Source organism: Acinetobacter sp. YH12117, assembly GCF_013418865.1.
GTDB lineage: Bacteria > Pseudomonadota > Gammaproteobacteria > Pseudomonadales > Moraxellaceae > Acinetobacter > Acinetobacter indicus.
The window spans coordinates 1-19,153 of the sequence record NZ_VPBF01000047.1; the positions used below are offsets into that span (position 1 = coordinate 1).

Sequence of the window (19,153 nt, forward strand, 5' to 3'; positions counted from 1 at the left end):
TCATGAAATACGGTATTCTGATGTGACAAAACCTGAATCCTGGTCGTTAAAGTGTTTGTTTGCACTCATATTTTAACTGTTAGGACTCAGGTTTTTTTATTTAAAGCAAACTATGGGACAGCAGTGGGCCGTGGCCTACTTTTCTACGATAACAACATCTGGATGCTGAAGTCTTTAACTGACCCGGTCAAAATCCGGGTCCTGGCCATCATTGGCCGCTTCGACCAGCACTAAAGGAATCAGGTTATGCGCACGGCGTGCCTTATTGCACTGCTCATCGGCAATCTGTACCTCTTTGCAACTGGAACTGCGCTGCTCGTACATAGAGCAGCTGACCTGTTGTCCGACCGTTCCCTCCAGCGCAATACAACGCGGATTGGCCTGATTGGTCCCTTTCATGCATGAATAGAGGGCATTTACCGGTTCGGTATAATGCTCAGGCATGGGAATGCCTTCTGCCCAGTAAAATGAAACTCTAAAATAGGTGCAGCATGCGCCGCAGCTAAGACACGCATCTGATGAAGCAACTTGAGACAACATTGTTAAAATTCTCGTCATCAAAAAAGAGTTTTTTTGGGGAAGAAAATATAAAAAATGTTGTTTTTACACTCAAGTTATTTTTTCAGTTTTTTTACGCGATTTTTTGGCTTAAGTCGGACAGGTAAATACCGACTCATCCATCAGGTCGACACCGCATTCCAGCGTTTCAATCCAGTCCAGGAACTGGTTGATCTGCTCCTTGCCCACAAACGCGGTACCATGCTGCGGTACAATCATTTCGACATCCATTTGACGCACCATATTCACCCATAAACGGATGACTTTATTGGCACACATATAACGCTGATGGAAAGCTTTCATTTTTGGAATATGCGCGGCAAAGTTTTCTAACGGCTTGGACGCATCTTCGACCATTGAAGCGCCCATATCACCGGAAAACAGGATTTTAGCCACCGGATCATAAAACTGGAAATTACCGACCGAATGCAGGAAGTGCGCAGGAATGGCGACAATGGATGCCTGTCCCAGTGGAATCACCTGGCCATGATCAGGCAGTTCAATCAGACGCTCCAGCCAGTTGCCTTTCATCCGGTCACTCATAAAAGCCGAGTTCAAGTGTGGCAAGAAACGCGCCCACAGTTTCGAAGCCACCACTTTGGCATCGGTATACACCAGCCAGCGCGGCATCGAGGTAATAATATCCGGGTCCTGATGCGATGCCATCACATAGTCCAGATTGGTCAGGCGGGTATATTTATTCAGTTCCATGGTTAGCGGTACATAGGTCAAATCGCCGCCCGGGTCCAGAACTGCGGCACGGTCATTGTCCAGAATCAGAAACTGGTTGGCCTGTACGCCCTCACCTTTGACCAGACTGGTGAAACTGATACATTTATGCGTGCCATTATCAAATAATACTTGTGATGTGGTGCGATCGAACGCCATACCTTGTCCCCAAAAAAATCTTATCTTTACATTAAATTTTTAATTCCCTATAAAATAAAGGGTATTCCGCCAACTTACAATCAATATACAATTTAACTTTCAACTATTTTGTAGAAGCACGGGTCAGGTTCAGCCCATAAAAAAGCCCAACCAGGAAGATTGGGCCAAAATCAGTAGCAGCCTTTAAAAGAAATAATATTGCAGCAATGTACTCACCCCAATGATCAGGAAAATCAGCGCGCCAATTTTATGAATCAGGGATACCGGTAATTTCTCTGCCATTTTATTGCCGATAAATACTGCCGGCGCATTGGCAATCATCATCCCCAAGGTGGTGCCAATCATCACCCAGAAAATACTGTCAAAACGCGCAGCCAGCGCCACGGTTGCAATCTGGGTTTTATCGCCAATTTCTGCCAGGAAGAACAGAATAAAGGTGGCACCAAACACTCCGTATTTCTGCCATTTGTTGATGCTTTCATTTTCATCATCCAGCTGATCCGGAATCAGCATCCAGATCGCCATTCCAATAAAACCGAGTGCCAGAATCCAGCGCAGAATTTCAGGACTTAAAATGGTGGTAATCCATTGCCCCAAGGCTGCAGATAAACCGTGATTGATCAGGGTGGCGGCCAGAATCGCCAGCAGAATTGGCAGCGGTTTACGGAAGCGGGCCGCCAGTAACAGGGCCAACAGCTGGGTTTTATCGCCCATTTCGGCCAAAGCGACAATTGCAGTTGAGATCAGGAATTCATACATGATGGATTTCTCTGGCTAGCACACATACCAATGACCTATCCCTCCTGCTAGCCAAATCTGCAGAGTGATAAATCAAAGGTCTTGCCAACAAAAGAAAGCTTGAGAAAAGCATTTTGGTTCTTTGCTATGATGACCATGCCCTGTTGAGCAAATATGTTGACCATCACCTTTTTACTTTGCGTAAAAAGCGGCTACTCCCCAATGAAGTGCTGTTATTGTAATCGGCCACAGAAAAAACTCAAGTACCAAACGCAAAAACCCTGCCGAAGCAGGGTTTTCAACTTTGCGTGTTCTCTGTCACAGAGACACACCAAGCGACGTTTTAGATTAACAAAGTCCGGATATCTTTGAGCAGCTTGGTCAGCTTGTTGGTAAAGCGGGCTGCATCTGCGCCATTAATCACACGGTGATCATAAGACAGCGACAGTGGTAGCATTAAGCGTGGATCAAAGCCTTCGCCATTCCAGACCGGTTGCATGGTGGCTGGAGAAATCCCCAGAATTGCCACTTGCGGCCAGTTCACCAGCGGCGTAAATGCTGTACCGCCAATTGAACCCAAGCTGGTAATCGTGAAGTTCGCACCTTGCAGATCTTTAGGTGACAATTTCTTGTCACGCGCTTTTTGGCTTAATTCACCGAGCTCAATAGCAATCTGCTTGATCGACTTCTGGTCCGGGTTACGTAATACAGGAACAGTCAGACCATCTGGTGTCGCAACCGCAATGCCCATATGGATTTCATTGCGTAGTAGCACAGACTTGCCATCATCAGACAAGTGACCGGCAAACTCGCGCTCTTCTTTCAGCAAGTACGCCACCGCCTTAATGATAAAGGCCATAATGGTCAGGCTGATGCCCTCTTTCTTGAAGTTGCCTTTCAGCTCATTGCGCCATGCTTCCAGTTCGGTGATGTCTGCTGCATCAAACTGGGTTACTTGCGGAATGTAGTTGTTTAAAGACAGCTGCGGAATGGACACTTGCTGCAAGCGGGTTAAAGCTTTCTCTTCCACACCACCAAACGCATCGAAACTTGGCAATTTCGGCAAGCCCGATGGTGCTGCTGCCACCGCTGCGGCCGCCGGAGCAGTTTGCGGTGCTGTCAGACGCGACTTCACATAGGCCACCAGGTCTTCTTTCATAACCCGTGCATGTGGACCGGAAGCTTTGACATCGGCCAGGATGACACCCAGTTCACGTGCCAGTTTACGCACTGCAGGACCAGCATATACTTTCGAGTTCGCTGCATTTTGCTCTTTGGTGAGCTTGTCTGCAGTATGTGTACTCGGTACAGCGCTTGAGGCCTGTGCGGCTGGCGCAGCAGGTGCGGCTTTTTGTGCTGGCGCTTCAGCTTTTGCTGCTTGCGGTGCTGCAGGTGCTGCAGGTGCTGCCTGACCTTCCGTCTCAATGGCCACCAAGGCAATGCCTTCTGACACATTCTGGCCCAGCTCGACATGAATCGCCTTGATTACACCCGCGGCGGTACTTGGCACTTCAACCGTGGCCTTGTCCGATTCCACCACAATAATACTTTGATCTTTTTCGACCGTATCACCGACCTGAACCAGAATTTCTGCAACCGCGGCTTTATCAACCCCTAAATCCGGGACCTTCACTTCGACATCACCCGCCGGTGCTGCAGAAGCTGGCGCTGCTGGTTCAGCTTTGGGTTCAGGCACCGCCTGAGCAGCGGGTTGCTGTTCGGCTTGAGCTTGCGACTGTTCAGCTGCTGGTGCTGCCTCTGCCGTGGCCACGGTCAGAATCACCATACCTTCTTTGACGCTATCGCCAGCCTGAATCTCAATAGAGGCCACCGTACCCGATACCGTACTTGGCACTTCCACCGTGGCTTTGTCCGATTCCACCACCACAATGCTCTGATCGACATCAATCTGATCGCCGACCTGAACCAGAATTTCACCAACCAGCGCTTTTTCTACACCAATATCCGGCACTTTCACTTCAATGGTTACAGCGCTGCCAGCCGCTGCTGTCTGGTTTTGCGAGGCTGCCGCAGGTTGATGGCTGCTCACTTCCGCAATAATGTCCTGATCAGACAATGAGGTCGGGGTGTTTTCAGACGTTTTTTGCGGTGCATCAGCCAGTTGTGGTTCAACGGCTTGTGACGTTCCATCTTCGGCTTCCAGTTCAATCAGCACCGCGCCTTCTGCGACTTCATCACCCTGATTGACCAGAATGCTTTTCACCACCCCGGCTGAAGTGCTTGGCACTTCAACAGAGGCTTTGTCGGATTCCAGCAACACAATACTGTCATCGACCGCGATGCTATCGCCGACTTTGACCAGAATTTCAGCCACGGTGGCTTTATCTACACCAATATCAGGAGTCGTAATGTGCATGATTAGTTCTCCTCTTTGTAGTCAGCCACAGCGTGCAGCTCAGGCGTAGCCTGTGGTGCCCACGCGACCGGACGGTCGGTATCCAGCTCAAAGCTTGAAATGGCATCTTTGACCAGACGCGCATCAACTTCGCCTTCATCGGCCAGTTTCTTCAAGGTCGCCACCACAATGTGCGCGGCATCGACACCAAAGTAGCTACGCAGGTTGGCACGTGTATCCGAACGGCCATAACCATCTGTACCCAGCGCCACAAACGGACGGCTGTCTGGCAGATAAGCACGGATTTGTTCGCTATAAGCACGCATATGGTCAGTTGCAGATACCACAATACCGTCCGTACCACGCAGCTGTTTCGATACCCACGGCTCTTTGGCTTCTTCCGCTAGCGGATGCAGACGGTTGTATTCTTCGCATGCCATACCATCACGCGCCAGTTCGTTGAAGCTGGTCACGCTGTAGACATTGGAGTGAATCTGGTATTCCTCACGCAGGATTTTCGCGGCTTTAATCACTTCACGCAGAATCACGCCGGAACCAAGAAGCTGAACCGTGGCTTTCTCATCTTCTTCAAGCAGATACATACCACGCTTGATGCCTTCTTCAACGCCCTGTGGCATTTCAGGATGCTCGTAGTTCTCGTTCATAACCGTCAGGTAATAGAACACACGTTCCTGATTGACATACATGCGCTGTAAACCGTCATGGACGATAACCGCCAGTTCATAACCGAAACATGGGTCATAAGAGACACAGTTTGGAATGGTATTGGCCAGAATGTGCGAGTGACCGTCCTGATGCTGTAAACCTTCACCATTCAGAGTGGTACGGCCTGCGGTTGCACCGAGCAAGAAACCTTGCGCCTGTGCATCACCGGCTGCCCAAGCAATGTCACCAATCCGCTGGAAACCAAACATCGAGTAGTACATGTACATCGGAATCATTGGCAGGTTATTGGTCGAATAACTGGTCGCCAACGCCGCCCAGGCACTCATTGCACCGGCTTCGTTAATCCCTTCCTGCAGCATGTGACCGTCTTTGGCTTCACGGTAATGCATCAACTGTTCCTGGTCTTCCGGGGTATATTTCTGGCCATGTGCGGCATAAATACCCAGTTGACGGAACATGCCTTCCAGACCGAAGGTACGCGCTTCATCTGGAACAATTGGCACCACGCGGTCTTTAATGGCTTTTTCTTTTAACAGCGCAGAGATCAGGCGCACCATCACCATGGTGGTCGATTGTTCTTTACCGTTTGAACCTTTTAGCACTGCATCAAACACCGACAGCTCAGGAATCGCGAGAGATTCGCTGTCTTTACGACGTGCCGGCAAGTAGCCGCCCAGTGCTTCACGACGCGCCTTCATATATTTAATTTCAGGCGAGTTTTCACTTGGACGATAGAATGGCACTTCTTCCAGCTGCTCATCGGTAAATGGCAGGTTGAAACGGTTACGTACATATTTCAGTGATTCAAGCTGCATTTTCTTGATTTGGTGAGTTTTGTTCACCGCTTCAATTTCTTCAGACAGACCATAGCCTTTTACGGTTTTGGCCAGAATCACGGTTGGCTGACCTTTGGCTTTGGTCGCTTCGGTATAGGCGGCAAATACCTTGTACGGGTCGTGACCGCCGCGGTTCAGATTATCAATATCTTCATCGCTTAAGTTTTTCACCAGCTCTTCAGCTTCCGGATAACGGCCAAAGAAGTGCGCACGGGTGTAAGCACCACCTTTCACCTGATAACGCTGGTAATCACCATCTACTGCTTCTTCCATAATCGCTTTGAGTGCACCAGATTTGTCTTTATCCAGTAGCGGATCCCAATGACGACCCCAGACAACTTTAATCACGCGCCAGCCAGCACCACGGAATAATGACTCAAGTTCCTGAATGATCTTGCCATTACCACGTACCGGACCATCTAAACGCTGCAAGTTACAGTTCACCACCCAGATCAGGTTATCCAGCTTCTCACGACCCGCCAGTGAAATCGCACCCAGGCTTTCCGGCTCATCCATTTCGCCATCGCCCAGATAAGCCCAGACTTTACGGTCTTCTTCTTTGATCAGGCCACGGTTCATCAGGTATTTTTGAATATGCGCCTGATAGATCGACATGATCGGACCCAGACCCATGGATACGGTCGGGAACTGCCAGTAGTCTGGCATCAGGTATGGGTGTGGGTAAGATGGCAAACCTTTACCGCCGACTTCACGGCGGAAGTTATTTAAATGTTCTTCAGTCAGACGACCTTCAAGGAAAGAACGTGCATAGATACCCGGAGCACAGTGACCTTGATAATAGATCATGTCGCCGCCAAAGTTATCACTATTGGCACGGAAGAAATGGTTAAAGCCAACATCATAAAGGGTGGCAGAAGAAGCAAAACTGGCCAGGTGACCACCAAGATCATCGCCCGTTTTGTTAGCACGCAGCACCATCGCCAGTGCATTCCAGCGAATCAGGGCGCGGATACGACGTTCCATATCCTGATCACCCGGCATTGGTGGTTGCTCTTCAACGGAAATGGTATTTAAATAAGGCGTATTTAGACGCTGAATGGGAACGTGTTTCGCGATTGCCCGTTGATAAAGTTTTTCTAATAAAAATGCAGCACGCTCGGTTCCCATGTGCTGCAAAACTGAATCAAACGCGTCCTGCCACTCTTGGGTTTCCTGCGCGTCGGTATCACCATAATACGCCATAGTCGGTCATTCCTGAATCCTAATTATATGGTTTATATGTACCATATTTCTGCTTTCTACAGGTATGGCCATCGGTGAATACGACTTTAGACTACTATTTCGAGAAAAAATATCTATTGATGTTTTATTACCCAAAATAACAAAAAACCGCCAATAGCGGCGGTTTAATATACAGACAATATTCTTTTGAGTGATAATATAATCGTTATAAGGTCTTAATGCATGACGTGCTCAAAAATTAGGCCTTTTGAGCAAAAGCCGCAAGCTATTAAGGCAGCATTGCCAGGTAAGTTGATGGGTTTTTACGAACGCCGTCTTTTACTACTTCATAATGTAAATGAGGACCGGTACAACGACCTGTACAGCCTACGTTTGCAATATGCTCACCTGCAGCAACACGGTCGCCGACACGTGCAATTAAGCGTGATGCATGAGCGTAACGCGTTAAATAGCCATTGCCATGGTTAATTTCAACATATTGACCATAACCTGTACCCCAACCTGATTTAGTTACGATACCCGGGCCAGTGGCATAAATTGGTGTACCGCTTGGAGCGGCTAGATCTAAACCTGAATGACGTTCAGCACGGCCATTCATGGTACGACCGCCATAGTTTGAGCTTACACGGGCATTTGGTAAAGGATGCGCCACTAACCAGCTATATGGATTAGCGCTATAAGATTTCGCAGAAGACGCTGAACCGTATTTTTTCGCTAAAGATTCGTTGTTTAATTCAACCGTTTTTTCACGCAGTTTGACATTAATTTCAGTTTGCGCCGGAATATTGATGTCTTGTGACTCGCTATAGGTCCCTTGTGCCAGGGTGCGGGTCAATTCTTCAATACGGTCTGTCGATGAATTTTGGCTGTTTAAGTCAACCAGATCAGCAAAAGCCACTGACGCCGCAGAAGCCGCCAAAGAAAACGCTAATAAAATACGTCGCGTATGCATAAAAACCTCATAAAAACTGTTCTTACTCAGAGTTCCTTGGTGATCTCTTCCTTGATCTTCACTGAAAAGAGCGCATAAGATTAAGACATAAACATGAAGGAAATATGTATGTCCGAACCTTGTAACGTCTTTCGCCAAACAAGAAAACACATAAAAACAGGAAACCTAACGTTTCTCTCAACGCAAGTTGCTGCCTGGCAGAAACTTACTCAAATTATTCAACCCTTGTTGCCCCAACCCGAACTTTGGCAGGTTGTTTGTTATCAGCAAGGGATTCTTACCATTACTGGCACCAATCAGGCGATGGTGAGTCAACTGGCCTATTTGCAAAAACAGTATGTTGCTCAGCTATCACAATTGGCAGAACTTCAAGATTTACACAAGATTCAGGTCCGGTTAAAACCGCAGTTGCAAACGCCCCCAAAACAGGAAAAATCTTCAAGAACACTCAGTACAGAAACCCAGGAAATGCTTCGCGGTGCTGCTGACTTTGTGAGCGACCCTAAGCTTAGCCAAGCTTTGTTACGTTTGGCAAGCAATAAAAAGTAACATTGCGCCAATCTAAAAAATACAAAACCGATAAAAACGAGAATTAGTTCACTTTTTTAGATGTTACATTATAACATCACCAAGGAAAGACAATGACTTATGTCACACTCACATACGGAATTGGACATTGATTGATGTCATCAAATGTTACAATTTCATAGCTGCTTGGATCTTTTTGCACATTCCGCAAGAGCTGGTTATTCAGTGCATGACCCGATTTATATCCATCAAATTTCGCAATAATTTGATGACCGAGCAAATACAGGTCGCCCACCGCATCTAATATTTTGTGACGAACAAATTCATCCGAGAAACGCAGGCCCTCTTCATTGACCACACCGGTGTCATCGACCCCAATGGCATTTTCAAGGCTGGCGCCCAAGGCCAGATTGTTGGCTTTTAAATAATCCAGATCTTTCATAAAGCCAAAGGTGCGTGCTTCACTGACTTCATAGACGAAGGTTTCGGTAGAAAAATCAATGGTGGCAGACTGATATTCTTTTTTAAAGGCGGGATGATCGAAATCGATGGTGAAATTGAGCTGGAAACCGTCATGCGGGGTGAAGATGGCACGTTTATCATCAATTAGCGCTTCAACCGGTTTTAAAATCTTGATGAATTTTTTTGGCGCATCCTGCTCTTTTAAACCACCCTGCATTAATAAATAGATGAAGGGACCGGCACTGCCGTCCATAATTGGCACTTCAGAGGCGGATACCTCGATAATCAGGTTATCAATTCCCAGACCCGCCAGCGCACTCATAATGTGTTCAATGGTGCCGACTTTGGCATTGTCCTGAACCAGATTCGAGCACATAAAGGCTTCCTGAATCAGCATGGCATCGGCCGGAATATCGACCGGTGGATTCAGGTCAATACGGCGAAACACGATTCCCCCGTCAGCATGGTGCGGCACAAAGTTAATCATGACTTTCTGTCCACTATGCAGACCTATACCACTCGCTTTCACGACACGTTCTAGGGTACGTTGTTTCAACATGCTCTCAATTCATCTGTATATAAAACCGCTATACGTTAGCATATTTAGCCATTGATAAAAAACAAAAAGGTAGCCATTTGGCTACCTTTTACAAGTTTTGGAATAAAAATCTATATCGTAAAAATTATTTACGTTGTTGATTTTTAAGATATTCCTGAATACTCATTGGCGTTGGACGCGAATTATTGCTGCTGCCTGCAGTCGCATTGATGGCCGGCGCTGCCTCTGCCTGACGCTGAATGGCCGGAACATCATCTTCTTCAACCGGCTGTTGAGCGGTTGCCTGTGCAGACTGCACCACTGAAGAACGCTTGACTGGCTCAACCGCATCGGCTGAATTACGGGTCAAACCAGTGGCAATTACGGTCACGCTGATTTCATCACGCGCATCCGGATCAAATACGGTACCGTAGAATACCTGGCCTTCATCCAGATCGACAATCTGGTTGACAACATCGGTAATTTCTTCAATTTCACCAAAGGTCACGTCATCACCACCGGTCACGTTAATCAGAATACCTTTGGCATTCATGATGGTCACGTTATCGAGTAATGGACTGCGAATCGCCTGCTCTGCTGCCTGACGGGCACGGTTTTCACCACGACCCAGACCGACACCCATCATGGCATAGCCACGGGTACTCATGGCCGTTTTCAAATCGGCAAAGTCAAGGTTGATGTGACCCGGACGTACCACTAAATCAAAGATACTGCGCACGGCATTTAACAGCACGTCATCTGCCTTTTTATAAGCATCTTTCATGGAAATGTCGCGGAACACTTTTAACAAGCGCTGGTTTGGAATGATGATCAGGGAGTCAACATGCTGCTCTAAAGCTTCAATGCCTTTTTCCGCAGATTGCAGACGACGTTTACCTTCAAAGTTAAACGGTGTAGTTACGACACCGACAGTTAAAATGCCCATTTCTTTGGCAATTTCAGCGACAACAGGTGCAGCACCGGTACCGGTACCACCACCCATACCGGCAGTCACAAACACCATATCGGTGCCTTCTAGCTGCTGGCGAATCAGCTCGCGGCTTTCTTCAGCAGCGGTTTGACCCACTTGCGGATTAGCCCCTGCGCCCAGACCACGGGTACTTTGCTCACCCAGCTGGATTTTGCACTGTGCATTCATGCGGTCCAGTGCCTGTTTATCGGTATTGGCACAGACAAATTTCACACCCTGGATATCTGATTCCAGCATATGCTGTACGGCGTTACCGCCTGCACCACCTACACCAAATACAGTGAAACGGGCTTGACCGTTGTTATCGGTTTGATCATCTTCAAAAAATTCAAATGAGGCCATGACCTTTAGCTTTCCTAATTCATAATTGGCAGTCACTTCAGCCCGTATACTGCCTTGATCTTAATAAAAAATTGTTTTTAAGAATGCTGTCCAACGGCTGCCTTGTCAAGTACAAGCGGTAATCCGTACAACTTCCTAACAATATTCCCTAAAAAATCAACTAAAAAATTGATTTCAGTTTTTCGTTGAGTCCTGACCAGGCACGACCTACACGCGCCCAGACCGATAAGGTCTCCGGGTCTTCGGTTTCGACAATGGTGTCCTGACTGTAGCTCTGGCTATACATCAGCACGCCCGCTGCGGTTGCATACTGCGAACGGCGCAAGGCAGCCTGATGCGGTTCATCGGCATAAACCTGTACCGGCGGATTGCCCAAATGCGCAGACACACCCAGGGTGCGGCGTACCAGACTGACCATGCCTTCAATCTGACAGGCATCACCAGCCAGCACCACACCATGATATAAGCCATGAATGGCGCCACTGTTTTCCAGTTCCTGACGGATTTGCGCAAAAATTTCTTCATAACGCGCAATAATAATTTCCGACAGTTCAATCCGGCTGATGGTTTGCGGACCATCAATGCCCTGAATCTGAATCATGTGATCAGGTTTGACCACTTTTAAATCGACGCAACCGTAAAGCAGTTTAATCCGCTCGGCTTCTTCGGTGGTGGTCTGCAATACCGCCGCGATATCACGGGTCACATGCTCACCGCCACGCTGCAGGGTTTGTGACAGCGCCAGACGACCATCCAGATAGACCGCAATATTGGTGGTACCGGCGCCAATATCAACCAGGCACACGCCATATTCTTTTTCATCTTTCAGTAAACTGGCTTCAGCGGTGGCCAGATGCGACACCACCATTTTTTCTACACCAATATTGGCCCCTTTTAAGGCACGGTCCAGATTCTGCATGGTGCTAATCGGCAGCATCATCAGCTGATAATGACCGGTCATGCTATGCGCCGACATACGGATCGGGTTTTGTACCCATTCACCGGAATCATCCAGATCAAAGCCCAACGGCACCGCGCTGACCAGATAATGATCTGAAGTTAAATGGCTGGCTTTGGCCAGATCTAAGGCACGAACCACTTCACTTGTTGTAATTGTGTGGTCACTATTTTCAATCGGGGTACGCCCCGCAGCATAAAAACTTTTTAATTCTGCACTTGGAATAGAAATCCAGGCTGAATGCACCCGGCATTCCGCCATATCTTCTGCTTCTTGAACGGCATTTTTAATGGCTGTAATGACTTTATCGAGACTTACAATTTTTCCTTTATTCATGCCTCGGTTACGAGCGGTAGCCATACCAATCACTTGGATATTGTCTGGCGCGTGTACCTTACCAATCAAAACTGAAACTTTGTGTGTCCCAATGTCAATCGCAACAACCGAGGGAACAGCTTCACTCATTTATTTACTACCATCACATGTTTGTTTAATTAATGGCTTAATGCCTCTATTTTTAAAGCCAAGTATTATGGCTTTGCTGCTATTGCATTCGCAATGCTTGTGTCATCAATCGTTACAACAAAATGACCATTGGCAATTTTTGGTGCCACCGAGTTTTTCCACTGGATCGCCAGACCATTGCGGTAACGCAGGTCAATTGCAGAAATCCTGGACCATACCGGCTTGAAGTCACTTTGCGCCAGATGACTCAGGCGCTGCAATTTACTCATGGTCTGATCCTGATCCACAATCACCCGCAGGCCAGAATCAAACTGCATAAACCAGGTCATCCGGTCAGTGAGATATAACTCTTTTAAACGCAGATTCACCGGTAAAAATAACTGGTTAATTTCATTATAGCGACGCATCATCATTTTGGACTGATGCATCGGGCCATGTAATAACGGCAGATGCTGATTATTCTTGGGTGTGACTTCCGAAAACACATCACCGCTGTCACTGAGTAAACGTCCGGTGCCCCAGCGCGCAATCGCATGGCGTGGCATGACCCGTAAACGGATGGCATTCGGCCAGGCGCGTGATACCACCACCCGATCGACCCAAGACAGTTCCAGTGCAGTATCACGAATCTGTTCCAGATCGGAAGTAAAATAGTTATCTGTCACCACCGGCGAAACATGGGTCATGACCTGGCGTAGTTCGGCATTGGAACGGGTGCCGACCACATCCAGTTCGGCCACGCGTGCATCAGTCATGACTTTATATAAACCGTAGATTCCTGCTGCCAATACCACAATCGCCACGCACAGCAATACCCATCCACCCAGGTTCGTCAGCTTTTCTTTACGCGTCGGTGGCTTATCGTGAATCGAGGTAATCGCTGCGCGTTTACGGCGCATGGAAGCAGGAAGTTGAGCCATGGCTTAGTGGGTCGCATCCGTTAAGGTTTGTTCAAGAATTGCCATGCACAAGGCATCAAAACTGTAGCCCACCGCCTGAGCGGCTTTTGGCACCAGTGAGTGACTGGTCATGCCCGGTACAGTGTTCACTTCAAGCAGCCAGAAATTGCCTTGTTCATCCTGCATTGCATCAATACGACCCCAGCCGCTGGCACCTACCGCCTGGAACGCACGCAGGGCCAAGACCTGCAACTGCTGCTCTTCCGACTCGGTTAAGCCACACGGAATGCCATATTGCACATCATTACGGTTGTATTTGGCTTCATAGTCGTAGAACGCCACATCTTTAGGCGGTTCCAGACGAATCACCGGCAAGGCCTGACCATTCAGTAAGACAATCGTGAACTCGCGACCGGTAATCCATTTTTCAGCCATCACCACTGCATCATGCTCGGTGGCTTTGGCAATCGCTTCAGCAAAGTCTTCAATACGTTCGACTTTGCTCATGCCAATACTGGAACCTTCATGTACCGGCTTGATAATCAGCGGTAGACCCAATGCAGCGACAATATCAGCCGGGTTTGAATCTTTGGTGACAATACGATACGGCGCTGTTGGCAGCTCGGAACCTTGCCAGACCTGTTTGGTTTTGACCTTGTCCATGCCAATGGCTGAACCCTGTACGCCAGTACCGGTATACGGCACATTCAGCCATTCCAGTACACCCTGAATCTGGCCATCTTCACCGCCGCGACCGTGCAGGACAATAAAGGCACGATCATAGTTGACCAGTTCGGTCACACTACGATCTTTCGGGTCAAACGCTTCTGCCTGAACGCCTTCGCGCAGCAGCGCATCGAGCACTGCCTGTCCACTATCCAGAGACACCCCACGCTCGGCAGATTTTCCACCAAATAACACGGCAACTTTGCCGAACTTTGAAGCATTTGACACGTTTATATCCTTAAACTTTACACTGAGCGACCAAATTCAAATATCACTTTGGGTGATTATTTTAAATACAATTTATTTTGAGCAAGCTCGATGGAGATTGCTCCTACATTACCCGCACCTTGGGTCAATAACAAATCATTCGGTTGTAACACTTTTTGTACCAGTGTTTCCAGATTGCCTTCAACCGGATCAATCAGGATCGGCTCGACCTGACCACGCAGACGGATACTGCGTGCCAGACTGCGGCTGTCGGCACCCACAATGGCTTTTTCACCGGCAGGATACACTTCCAGCAACAGCAGTTGATCGACCTGCGATAACACTTCAACAAAGTCATCGAAACAGTCACGGGTACGGCTAAAACGGTGCGGCTGGAACAACATCACCAGACGGCGGTCCGGATGGCTCTGACGTGCCGCCTTAATTGTCGCTTCTACTTCTTTAGGATGGTGACCGTAGTCATCGACCAGCTTAATGCTGCCACCGTCCAGTTCAAATTCACCTTGTACCTGGAAGCGGCGACCTACACCACTAAAGCCTTCCAGTGCACGGCAAATCGCACCATCAGAAACACCTTCATCCGTCGCCACACCAATGGCGGCCAAGGCATTCAATACGTTGTGCAGACCTGGCTGATTCACGGTAACACGTAGTGGCTCGCGGTCTTTACGCAATACGGTAAAGTGGGTACGCATACCGTCCTGATCAACATCGACTGCGCGAATATCATTGTCTTCATTAAAGCCGTAGGTTAGCACCGGACGGGCAATGCGCGGCATAATTTCACGGATGTTGGCATCATCACCACAAACCACTGCTAAACCATAGAATGGCAGTTTGTGCAGGAATTCAATAAAGGTATCTTTTAGCTTGTCAAAGCTGCCGCCATAAGTATCCATGTGGTCGGCATCAATATTGGTGACAATCGCTGCCATTGGCTCCAGATGCAGGAAAGATGCATCTGATTCATCGGCTTCAGCCACAATATAACGGCTCGCACCCAGTGCAGCATTAACCCCGGTACGGTTCAGCAAACCGCCTATCACGTAAGTCGGGTCCAGATTTTCTTCTGCCAGCATACAGGTAACCAGGCTGGTGGTGGTGGTTTTACCATGTGTTCCGGCCACGGCAATCCCGTGACGATAACGCATCAGCTCACCCAGCATTTCAGCACGGCGCACCACCGGAATACGGCTCTCAATAGCGGCTTTAACTTCCGGGTTTTCCGGATCAATTGCAGTAGAGACTACCAGTACATTGGCGCCCTGAATATTATCTGCGCTATGACCAATAAACACCCGAATGCCATTTTCTTCCAGCTGGGCTGTAGTTTTTGAGGCTTTAATATCTGAACCGGAAACATCATAGCCCTGGTTTTTTAATACCTCGGCAATGCCACACATCCCGGCGCCGCCAATCCCGACAAAGTGGATATGTTTGATACGACGCATTTCAGGCACTTTAATCAGTTCTTTTACTTGATCAGCAGGGATAGATGGAGACATAGTTTACTCGGTTTACAAATCTTGAATTAAAGCAACCACATGTTGGGTTGCATTAGGTTGTGCCTGTTGACGCGCCTTGCTGGCCATTTCAGAGAGCAGTTGGCGGTTCATCAACGGCATTAACAGTTCTTTTAAGCTGTCCGGGGTCATGCTGGCTTGCGGACAGATTTTTGCCGCGCCCGTCTTGGCCAGGAATTGTGCATTGGCCGTCTGATGGTCATCCACAGCGCTTGGCAAGGGCACAAATACCGCAGCCACACCCGCGGTTGCAATTTCCGTAACCGTCAGTGCGCCGGCCCGGCAGATAATCAGATCGGCATCGCTATAGGCCTGTGCCATATCTTCAATAAAGGGTTGCACTTCAACCGTTAAGCTGTCCGGCTTGTTGGCATAACGCGCTCGGGTGCTGTCTGCATGATTTTGCCCACACTGATGATACACATTTAAAGGTACATTCAGCTGTTTTAAGGCTTCAGGGACACGTTCATTCAGTGCCTGCGCGCCCAAAGAGCCGCCAACAATTAAAATACGCAGCGGCAAACCTGCTTTTTCACGTTCCTGATAACGCCAGGATGGGGTTAGAGTCGCGCTAATTTCTTTACGCACCGGGTTGCCAGTGGTGACAATTTTAGTGCTGGCCGGAAACGTATCCGGGAACGCCTGACAAACAGTGTTGGCAATACGCGACAGCTGGGTATTGGTAAAGCCGGCAATTGCATTCTGCTCATGAATAATGACTGGAATACCAAGCAGACGTGCGGCCAGACCACCCGGTCCAGCCACATAGCCACCAAAGCCGGCGACAGCCTCTACTTTGTGTTTTTTCATTAACTGCATGGCGCTTAAGGTGGCTTTTAGAATTTTAAAAGGCGCCATCAGTTTGCGTGCCAGCCCGTTACCGCGCACGCCTTGAATATCAATCTGATAAATCGGAATATTCTGGTTTTGTAATAAACGGTTTTCCATGCCTGTAGGCGTTGCTAACCAGGACACATGGATTCCCTGCTGCTGGAGTTCTTTTGCCACGGCTAGGGCTGGGAACACATGGCCACCAGTGCCTGCGGCCATCATCATCACATGTTTAGGCTTGGTTTGCGCTGCATCAGTCACGGTCTAATTCTTCAATCCAAATATGGCTAATGAAAGTTCTTTATAAGCGCTCAATTGTAATCACAATCGTATGAGCTTGAAAGTTTATTTACTTTTTTTCACCAAGCGGCTCATTGTTTTTTTCAACAGTTTTGAAAGTTTAAACTAGTTTTATTATTAATTCACCGAAATTGTTAAGTTTCCTGCATTTTTCACTGAATTATGTCGACTGGTTTTGATTTACAAAATCGCTATAATTTTCTTGCTCAACGCAGTTTTTCAAGCTCAAATCTCGCTTAAGAATACAAAAAGAGCCACCCAAGGTGACTCTTTTGAAAGATAGATTAACGACCGGCTTCCAGTACATCAAACAGGGTATCGGCAATTGAGGTGCCGAACTGGGCATCAATTTCACGGATACAGGTTGGACTGGTCACGTTAATTTCAGTGACATAGTTACCAATCACATCCAGACCGACAAATACCAGACCTTTTTCACGTAAAAATGGCCCGACTTTGGCAGCAATTGCCTTGTCATTGTCGGTCAATGGACGTGCTTCACCCAGACCACCAGCGGCCAGGTTGCCACGCACTTCGCCGTTTTGCGGAATACGTGCCAGACAATACGGAATTGGCTCGCCATTGACCATTAAAATGCGTTTATCCCCTTCTACAATTTCCGGAATATAACGCTGCGCCATAATTGGCTGGGTGCCGTTATTGGTCAGAATTTCAATGGTAGAGCCAATATTCACACCATTCTGATACAGACGGAAAATGCCCATGCCGCCCATCCCATCGAGCGGTTTCACAATCACATCGCCATGTTGCTGAATAAATTCACGAATCAGGCTTTGCTGAGAGGTCACCAAAGTCGGCACCTGCAGCTCCGGGAACTGGGTCGCAAACAGTTTTTCATTACAGTCACGCAGGCTTTGCGGCTTGTTAATAATCCACGCTCCTTCGCGCTCTGCCTGTTCCAGAATATAGGTGCTATAGACAAAGTTCATATCAAATGGCGGGTCTTTACGCATCAGCACCACATCATAGGCTGCGATGGATTCTTTTTGTTTTTCGCCCAGCTCATAATAATGGTTGTAATCTTCAAAGACTTTTAACGGGCTGATTAGACCGAAAGCCTTGCCCTGATCAATATATAAATCTTGTTGTAGTGCATAACCGAGTTCATGACCCCGACGTGCCGCGGCCCACAGCATGGCCATGGTGGAATCTTTTTTCAGGTTCACCGTTTCAATCGGGTCCATCACCACAAGTACGCGCATAATGACTGCTCTTTTAAAATTGCTATGATGTGGAGTATAACGGAGATTCGCTGCCTGTTTTTCTGAATTTGAGTAAAGCTTTGCAGCACTGTATTTGCTGATTTCAGGAAGCTGCCCATGCAACAGCCAATTGTGGGATATCATTTAGATGAAGAAAATCATTGGGTCGCAGAGCTGGCCTGTGGTCATGGCCAGCACGTGCGGCATAATCCGCCATGGCAGAACCGGCCCTGGGTGATGACGGAGCAAGGACGCAAAGAAAAATTAGGGGTGATGCTAGAGTGTAAGAAGTGTGAGGAGGGATTGGGGTAGGTTTCGTGTAAGATATTAAATCAAAAAATAATCCCCTAAAAATAGGGGATATTGCTAATAATGGAATTGACATTGAATAATAGAGATTCGTTCATCTGTCACTTCATAAACCAATCTATGCTTTTCATCAATTCTACGGCTCCAAAATCCTGAAAGATTCGCTTTTAAAGATTCTGGTTTTCCTGTGCCTTCAAAAGGTGTCCTTTGACATTCTTTGATTAAAGTATTGATACGCTTAATTATCTTTTTATCCTGTGTTTGCCAATAGATATATTTATCCCAGACATTATCAGTCCATTCGACGTTACGATTCGTCATCCTCAATCAACTCTCTTTGTTTGGTTTTTCCCTGCACGTAAGTGAGCAATTGATTCATTTAAGCGACTGGCATTATTTGGAGATGAAAGCAGATATAACGTTTCCATTAGGCTATCGTAATGATTTTGCCCCATTACTACAGTATGATCACCTTCTTTTCTTGTAACGCAGATTCAAATCCCAAGTGCGACACATTTGTAGTTAGTTGAAAAAGTTAGGTGTATTCATAGAATCATTAGACTTTTTCAACTCGCAATTGGAAAGCACACAATGAAGAAATACACCCAACTT

The 19,153-nt window shown here is 47.6% G+C and carries 17 protein-coding genes, 1 pseudogene and 1 riboswitch; of the genes and pseudogenes, 2 read left to right on the plus strand and 16 right to left on the minus strand.

The annotated features are described in order from the left end of the window. Nucleotides 1–174: 174 nt before the first annotated feature. The 6 genes from FTU55_RS13095 to FTU55_RS13120 form a co-directional block, all read right to left on the minus strand. Nucleotides 175–540, minus strand: coding sequence for a YkgJ family cysteine cluster protein (locus tag FTU55_RS13095; protein WP_075167288.1), 366 nt, complete (start codon nt 538–540; stop codon nt 175–177). Between the two features lie 108 nt (nt 541–648). Further along, a complete protein-coding gene (locus tag FTU55_RS13100; protein WP_005180798.1) occupies nt 649–1,446 on the minus strand; it encodes an MBL fold metallo-hydrolase in 798 nt (265 codons plus the stop codon). A gap of 183 nt (nt 1,447–1,629) precedes the next feature. Then, nucleotides 1,630–2,205: a TMEM165/GDT1 family protein gene (locus tag FTU55_RS13105; RefSeq protein ID WP_016658743.1), complete on the minus strand. Its 576-nt coding sequence runs from the start codon at nt 2,203–2,205 to the stop codon at nt 1,630–1,632. 71 nt (nt 2,206–2,276) lie between these two features. Further along, nucleotides 2,277–2,417, minus strand: a riboswitch (yybP-ykoY riboswitch). A 110-nt stretch (nt 2,418–2,527) separates the two neighbouring features. Beyond that, nucleotides 2,528–4,561, minus strand: a complete 2,034-nt coding sequence (locus FTU55_RS13110; RefSeq protein ID WP_180047327.1) for a 2-oxo acid dehydrogenase subunit E2 — start codon at nt 4,559–4,561, stop codon at nt 2,528–2,530. Nucleotides 4,562–4,563: 2 nt separating this feature from the next. After that, nucleotides 4,564–7,266, minus strand: coding sequence for a pyruvate dehydrogenase (acetyl-transferring), homodimeric type (gene aceE, locus FTU55_RS13115; RefSeq protein WP_168398862.1), 2,703 nt, complete (start codon nt 7,264–7,266; stop codon nt 4,564–4,566). Nucleotides 7,267–7,534: 268 nt separating this feature from the next. Next, nucleotides 7,535–8,218: a M23 family metallopeptidase gene (locus FTU55_RS13120; protein WP_005180807.1), complete on the minus strand. Its 684-nt coding sequence runs from the start codon at nt 8,216–8,218 to the stop codon at nt 7,535–7,537. Between the two features lie 108 nt (nt 8,219–8,326). On the opposite strand from FTU55_RS13120, the gene FTU55_RS13125 reads away from it, so the two are divergent. Beyond that, nucleotides 8,327–8,767 carry a hypothetical protein gene (locus FTU55_RS13125; protein WP_016658741.1) on the plus strand — a complete coding sequence of 147 codons (441 nt, stop codon included), beginning with the start codon at nt 8,327–8,329 and terminating at the stop codon, nt 8,765–8,767. A gap of 97 nt (nt 8,768–8,864) precedes the next feature. On the opposite strand, the gene lpxC is transcribed toward FTU55_RS13125, so the two are convergent. The 8 genes from lpxC to gshB form a co-directional block, all read right to left on the minus strand. Beyond that, nucleotides 8,865–9,767, minus strand: a complete 903-nt coding sequence (gene lpxC, locus FTU55_RS13130; RefSeq protein WP_005180809.1) for a UDP-3-O-acyl-N-acetylglucosamine deacetylase — start codon at nt 9,765–9,767, stop codon at nt 8,865–8,867. A gap of 124 nt (nt 9,768–9,891) precedes the next feature. Beyond that, on the minus strand, nt 9,892–11,079 hold the full coding sequence (gene ftsZ, locus FTU55_RS13135; protein WP_005180810.1) for a cell division protein FtsZ: 1,188 nt from the start codon (nt 11,077–11,079) through the stop codon (nt 9,892–9,894). Between the two features lie 160 nt (nt 11,080–11,239). Further along, nucleotides 11,240–12,502, minus strand: coding sequence for a cell division protein FtsA (gene ftsA / locus FTU55_RS13140; protein ID WP_005180811.1), 1,263 nt, complete (start codon nt 12,500–12,502; stop codon nt 11,240–11,242). 65 nt (nt 12,503–12,567) lie between these two features. Beyond that, nucleotides 12,568–13,422: a cell division protein FtsQ/DivIB gene (locus FTU55_RS13145; RefSeq protein WP_005180814.1), complete on the minus strand. Its 855-nt coding sequence runs from the start codon at nt 13,420–13,422 to the stop codon at nt 12,568–12,570. A gap of 3 nt (nt 13,423–13,425) precedes the next feature. Then, a complete protein-coding gene (locus FTU55_RS13150; protein ID WP_104471926.1) occupies nt 13,426–14,355 on the minus strand; it encodes a D-alanine--D-alanine ligase in 930 nt (309 codons plus the stop codon). Between the two features lie 56 nt (nt 14,356–14,411). Next, a complete protein-coding gene (murC, locus tag FTU55_RS13155; protein ID WP_016658738.1) occupies nt 14,412–15,860 on the minus strand; it encodes a UDP-N-acetylmuramate--L-alanine ligase in 1,449 nt (482 codons plus the stop codon). A 12-nt stretch (nt 15,861–15,872) separates the two neighbouring features. After that, complete coding sequence (gene murG / locus FTU55_RS13160) at nt 15,873–16,970, minus strand: undecaprenyldiphospho-muramoylpentapeptide beta-N-acetylglucosaminyltransferase (protein ID WP_075167283.1); 1,098 nt, start codon at nt 16,968–16,970, stop codon at nt 15,873–15,875. 323 nt (nt 16,971–17,293) lie between these two features. Beyond that, nucleotides 17,294–18,232: a glutathione synthase gene (gene gshB, locus FTU55_RS13165; RefSeq protein WP_104513186.1), complete on the minus strand. Its 939-nt coding sequence runs from the start codon at nt 18,230–18,232 to the stop codon at nt 17,294–17,296. Between the two features lie 117 nt (nt 18,233–18,349). Here gshB and FTU55_RS13170 point away from each other — a divergent pair, with 117 nt between their 5' ends. Next, nucleotides 18,350–18,544 (plus strand): DUF3565 domain-containing protein, encoded by a 195-nt coding sequence (locus FTU55_RS13170; protein WP_180047329.1) that lies wholly within the window; start codon nt 18,350–18,352, stop codon nt 18,542–18,544. A gap of 54 nt (nt 18,545–18,598) precedes the next feature. On the opposite strand, the gene FTU55_RS13175 is transcribed toward FTU55_RS13170, so the two are convergent. Both FTU55_RS13175 and FTU55_RS15195 read right to left on the minus strand, forming a co-directional pair. Next, complete coding sequence (locus tag FTU55_RS13175; protein WP_005180821.1) at nt 18,599–18,862, minus strand: Txe/YoeB family addiction module toxin; 264 nt, start codon at nt 18,860–18,862, stop codon at nt 18,599–18,601. Next, nucleotides 18,849–19,029 (minus strand): annotated as a pseudogene (locus tag FTU55_RS15195) (type II toxin-antitoxin system Phd/YefM family antitoxin); the annotation flags it as partial. The pseudogene FTU55_RS15195 and the gene FTU55_RS13175, both read right to left, overlap by 14 nt. Nucleotides 19,030–19,153: the final 124 nt, after the last annotated feature.

Excerpts from the sequence above, each read along its gene's own strand:
- FTU55_RS13095 (WP_075167288.1), bottom strand. The coding sequence starts at position 540 with ATGTTGTCTCAAGTTGCTTCATCAGATGCGTGTCTTAGCTGCGGCGCA.
- FTU55_RS13100 (WP_005180798.1), bottom strand. The coding sequence starts at position 1,446 with ATGGCGTTCGATCGCACCACATCACAAGTATTATTTGATAATGGCACG.
- FTU55_RS13105 (WP_016658743.1), bottom strand. The coding sequence starts at position 2,205 with ATGTATGAATTCCTGATCTCAACTGCAATTGTCGCTTTGGCCGAAATG.
- FTU55_RS13110 (WP_180047327.1), bottom strand. The coding sequence starts at position 4,561 with ATGCACATTACGACTCCTGATATTGGTGTAGATAAAGCCACCGTGGCT.
- aceE (WP_168398862.1), bottom strand. The coding sequence starts at position 7,266 with ATGGCGTATTATGGTGATACCGACGCGCAGGAAACCCAAGAGTGGCAG.
- FTU55_RS13120 (WP_005180807.1), bottom strand. The coding sequence starts at position 8,218 with ATGCATACGCGACGTATTTTATTAGCGTTTTCTTTGGCGGCTTCTGCG.
- FTU55_RS13125 (WP_016658741.1), top strand. The coding sequence starts at position 8,327 with ATGTCCGAACCTTGTAACGTCTTTCGCCAAACAAGAAAACACATAAAA.
- lpxC (WP_005180809.1), bottom strand. The coding sequence starts at position 9,767 with ATGTTGAAACAACGTACCCTAGAACGTGTCGTGAAAGCGAGTGGTATA.
- ftsZ (WP_005180810.1), bottom strand. The coding sequence starts at position 11,079 with ATGGCCTCATTTGAATTTTTTGAAGATGATCAAACCGATAACAACGGT.
- ftsA (WP_005180811.1), bottom strand. The coding sequence starts at position 12,502 with ATGAGTGAAGCTGTTCCCTCGGTTGTTGCGATTGACATTGGGACACAC.
- FTU55_RS13145 (WP_005180814.1), bottom strand. The coding sequence starts at position 13,422 with ATGGCTCAACTTCCTGCTTCCATGCGCCGTAAACGCGCAGCGATTACC.
- murC (WP_016658738.1), bottom strand. The coding sequence starts at position 15,860 with ATGTCTCCATCTATCCCTGCTGATCAAGTAAAAGAACTGATTAAAGTG.
- gshB (WP_104513186.1), bottom strand. The coding sequence starts at position 18,232 with ATGCGCGTACTTGTGGTGATGGACCCGATTGAAACGGTGAACCTGAAA.
- FTU55_RS13170 (WP_180047329.1), top strand. The coding sequence starts at position 18,350 with ATGCAACAGCCAATTGTGGGATATCATTTAGATGAAGAAAATCATTGG.
- FTU55_RS13175 (WP_005180821.1), bottom strand. The coding sequence starts at position 18,862 with ATGACGAATCGTAACGTCGAATGGACTGATAATGTCTGGGATAAATAT.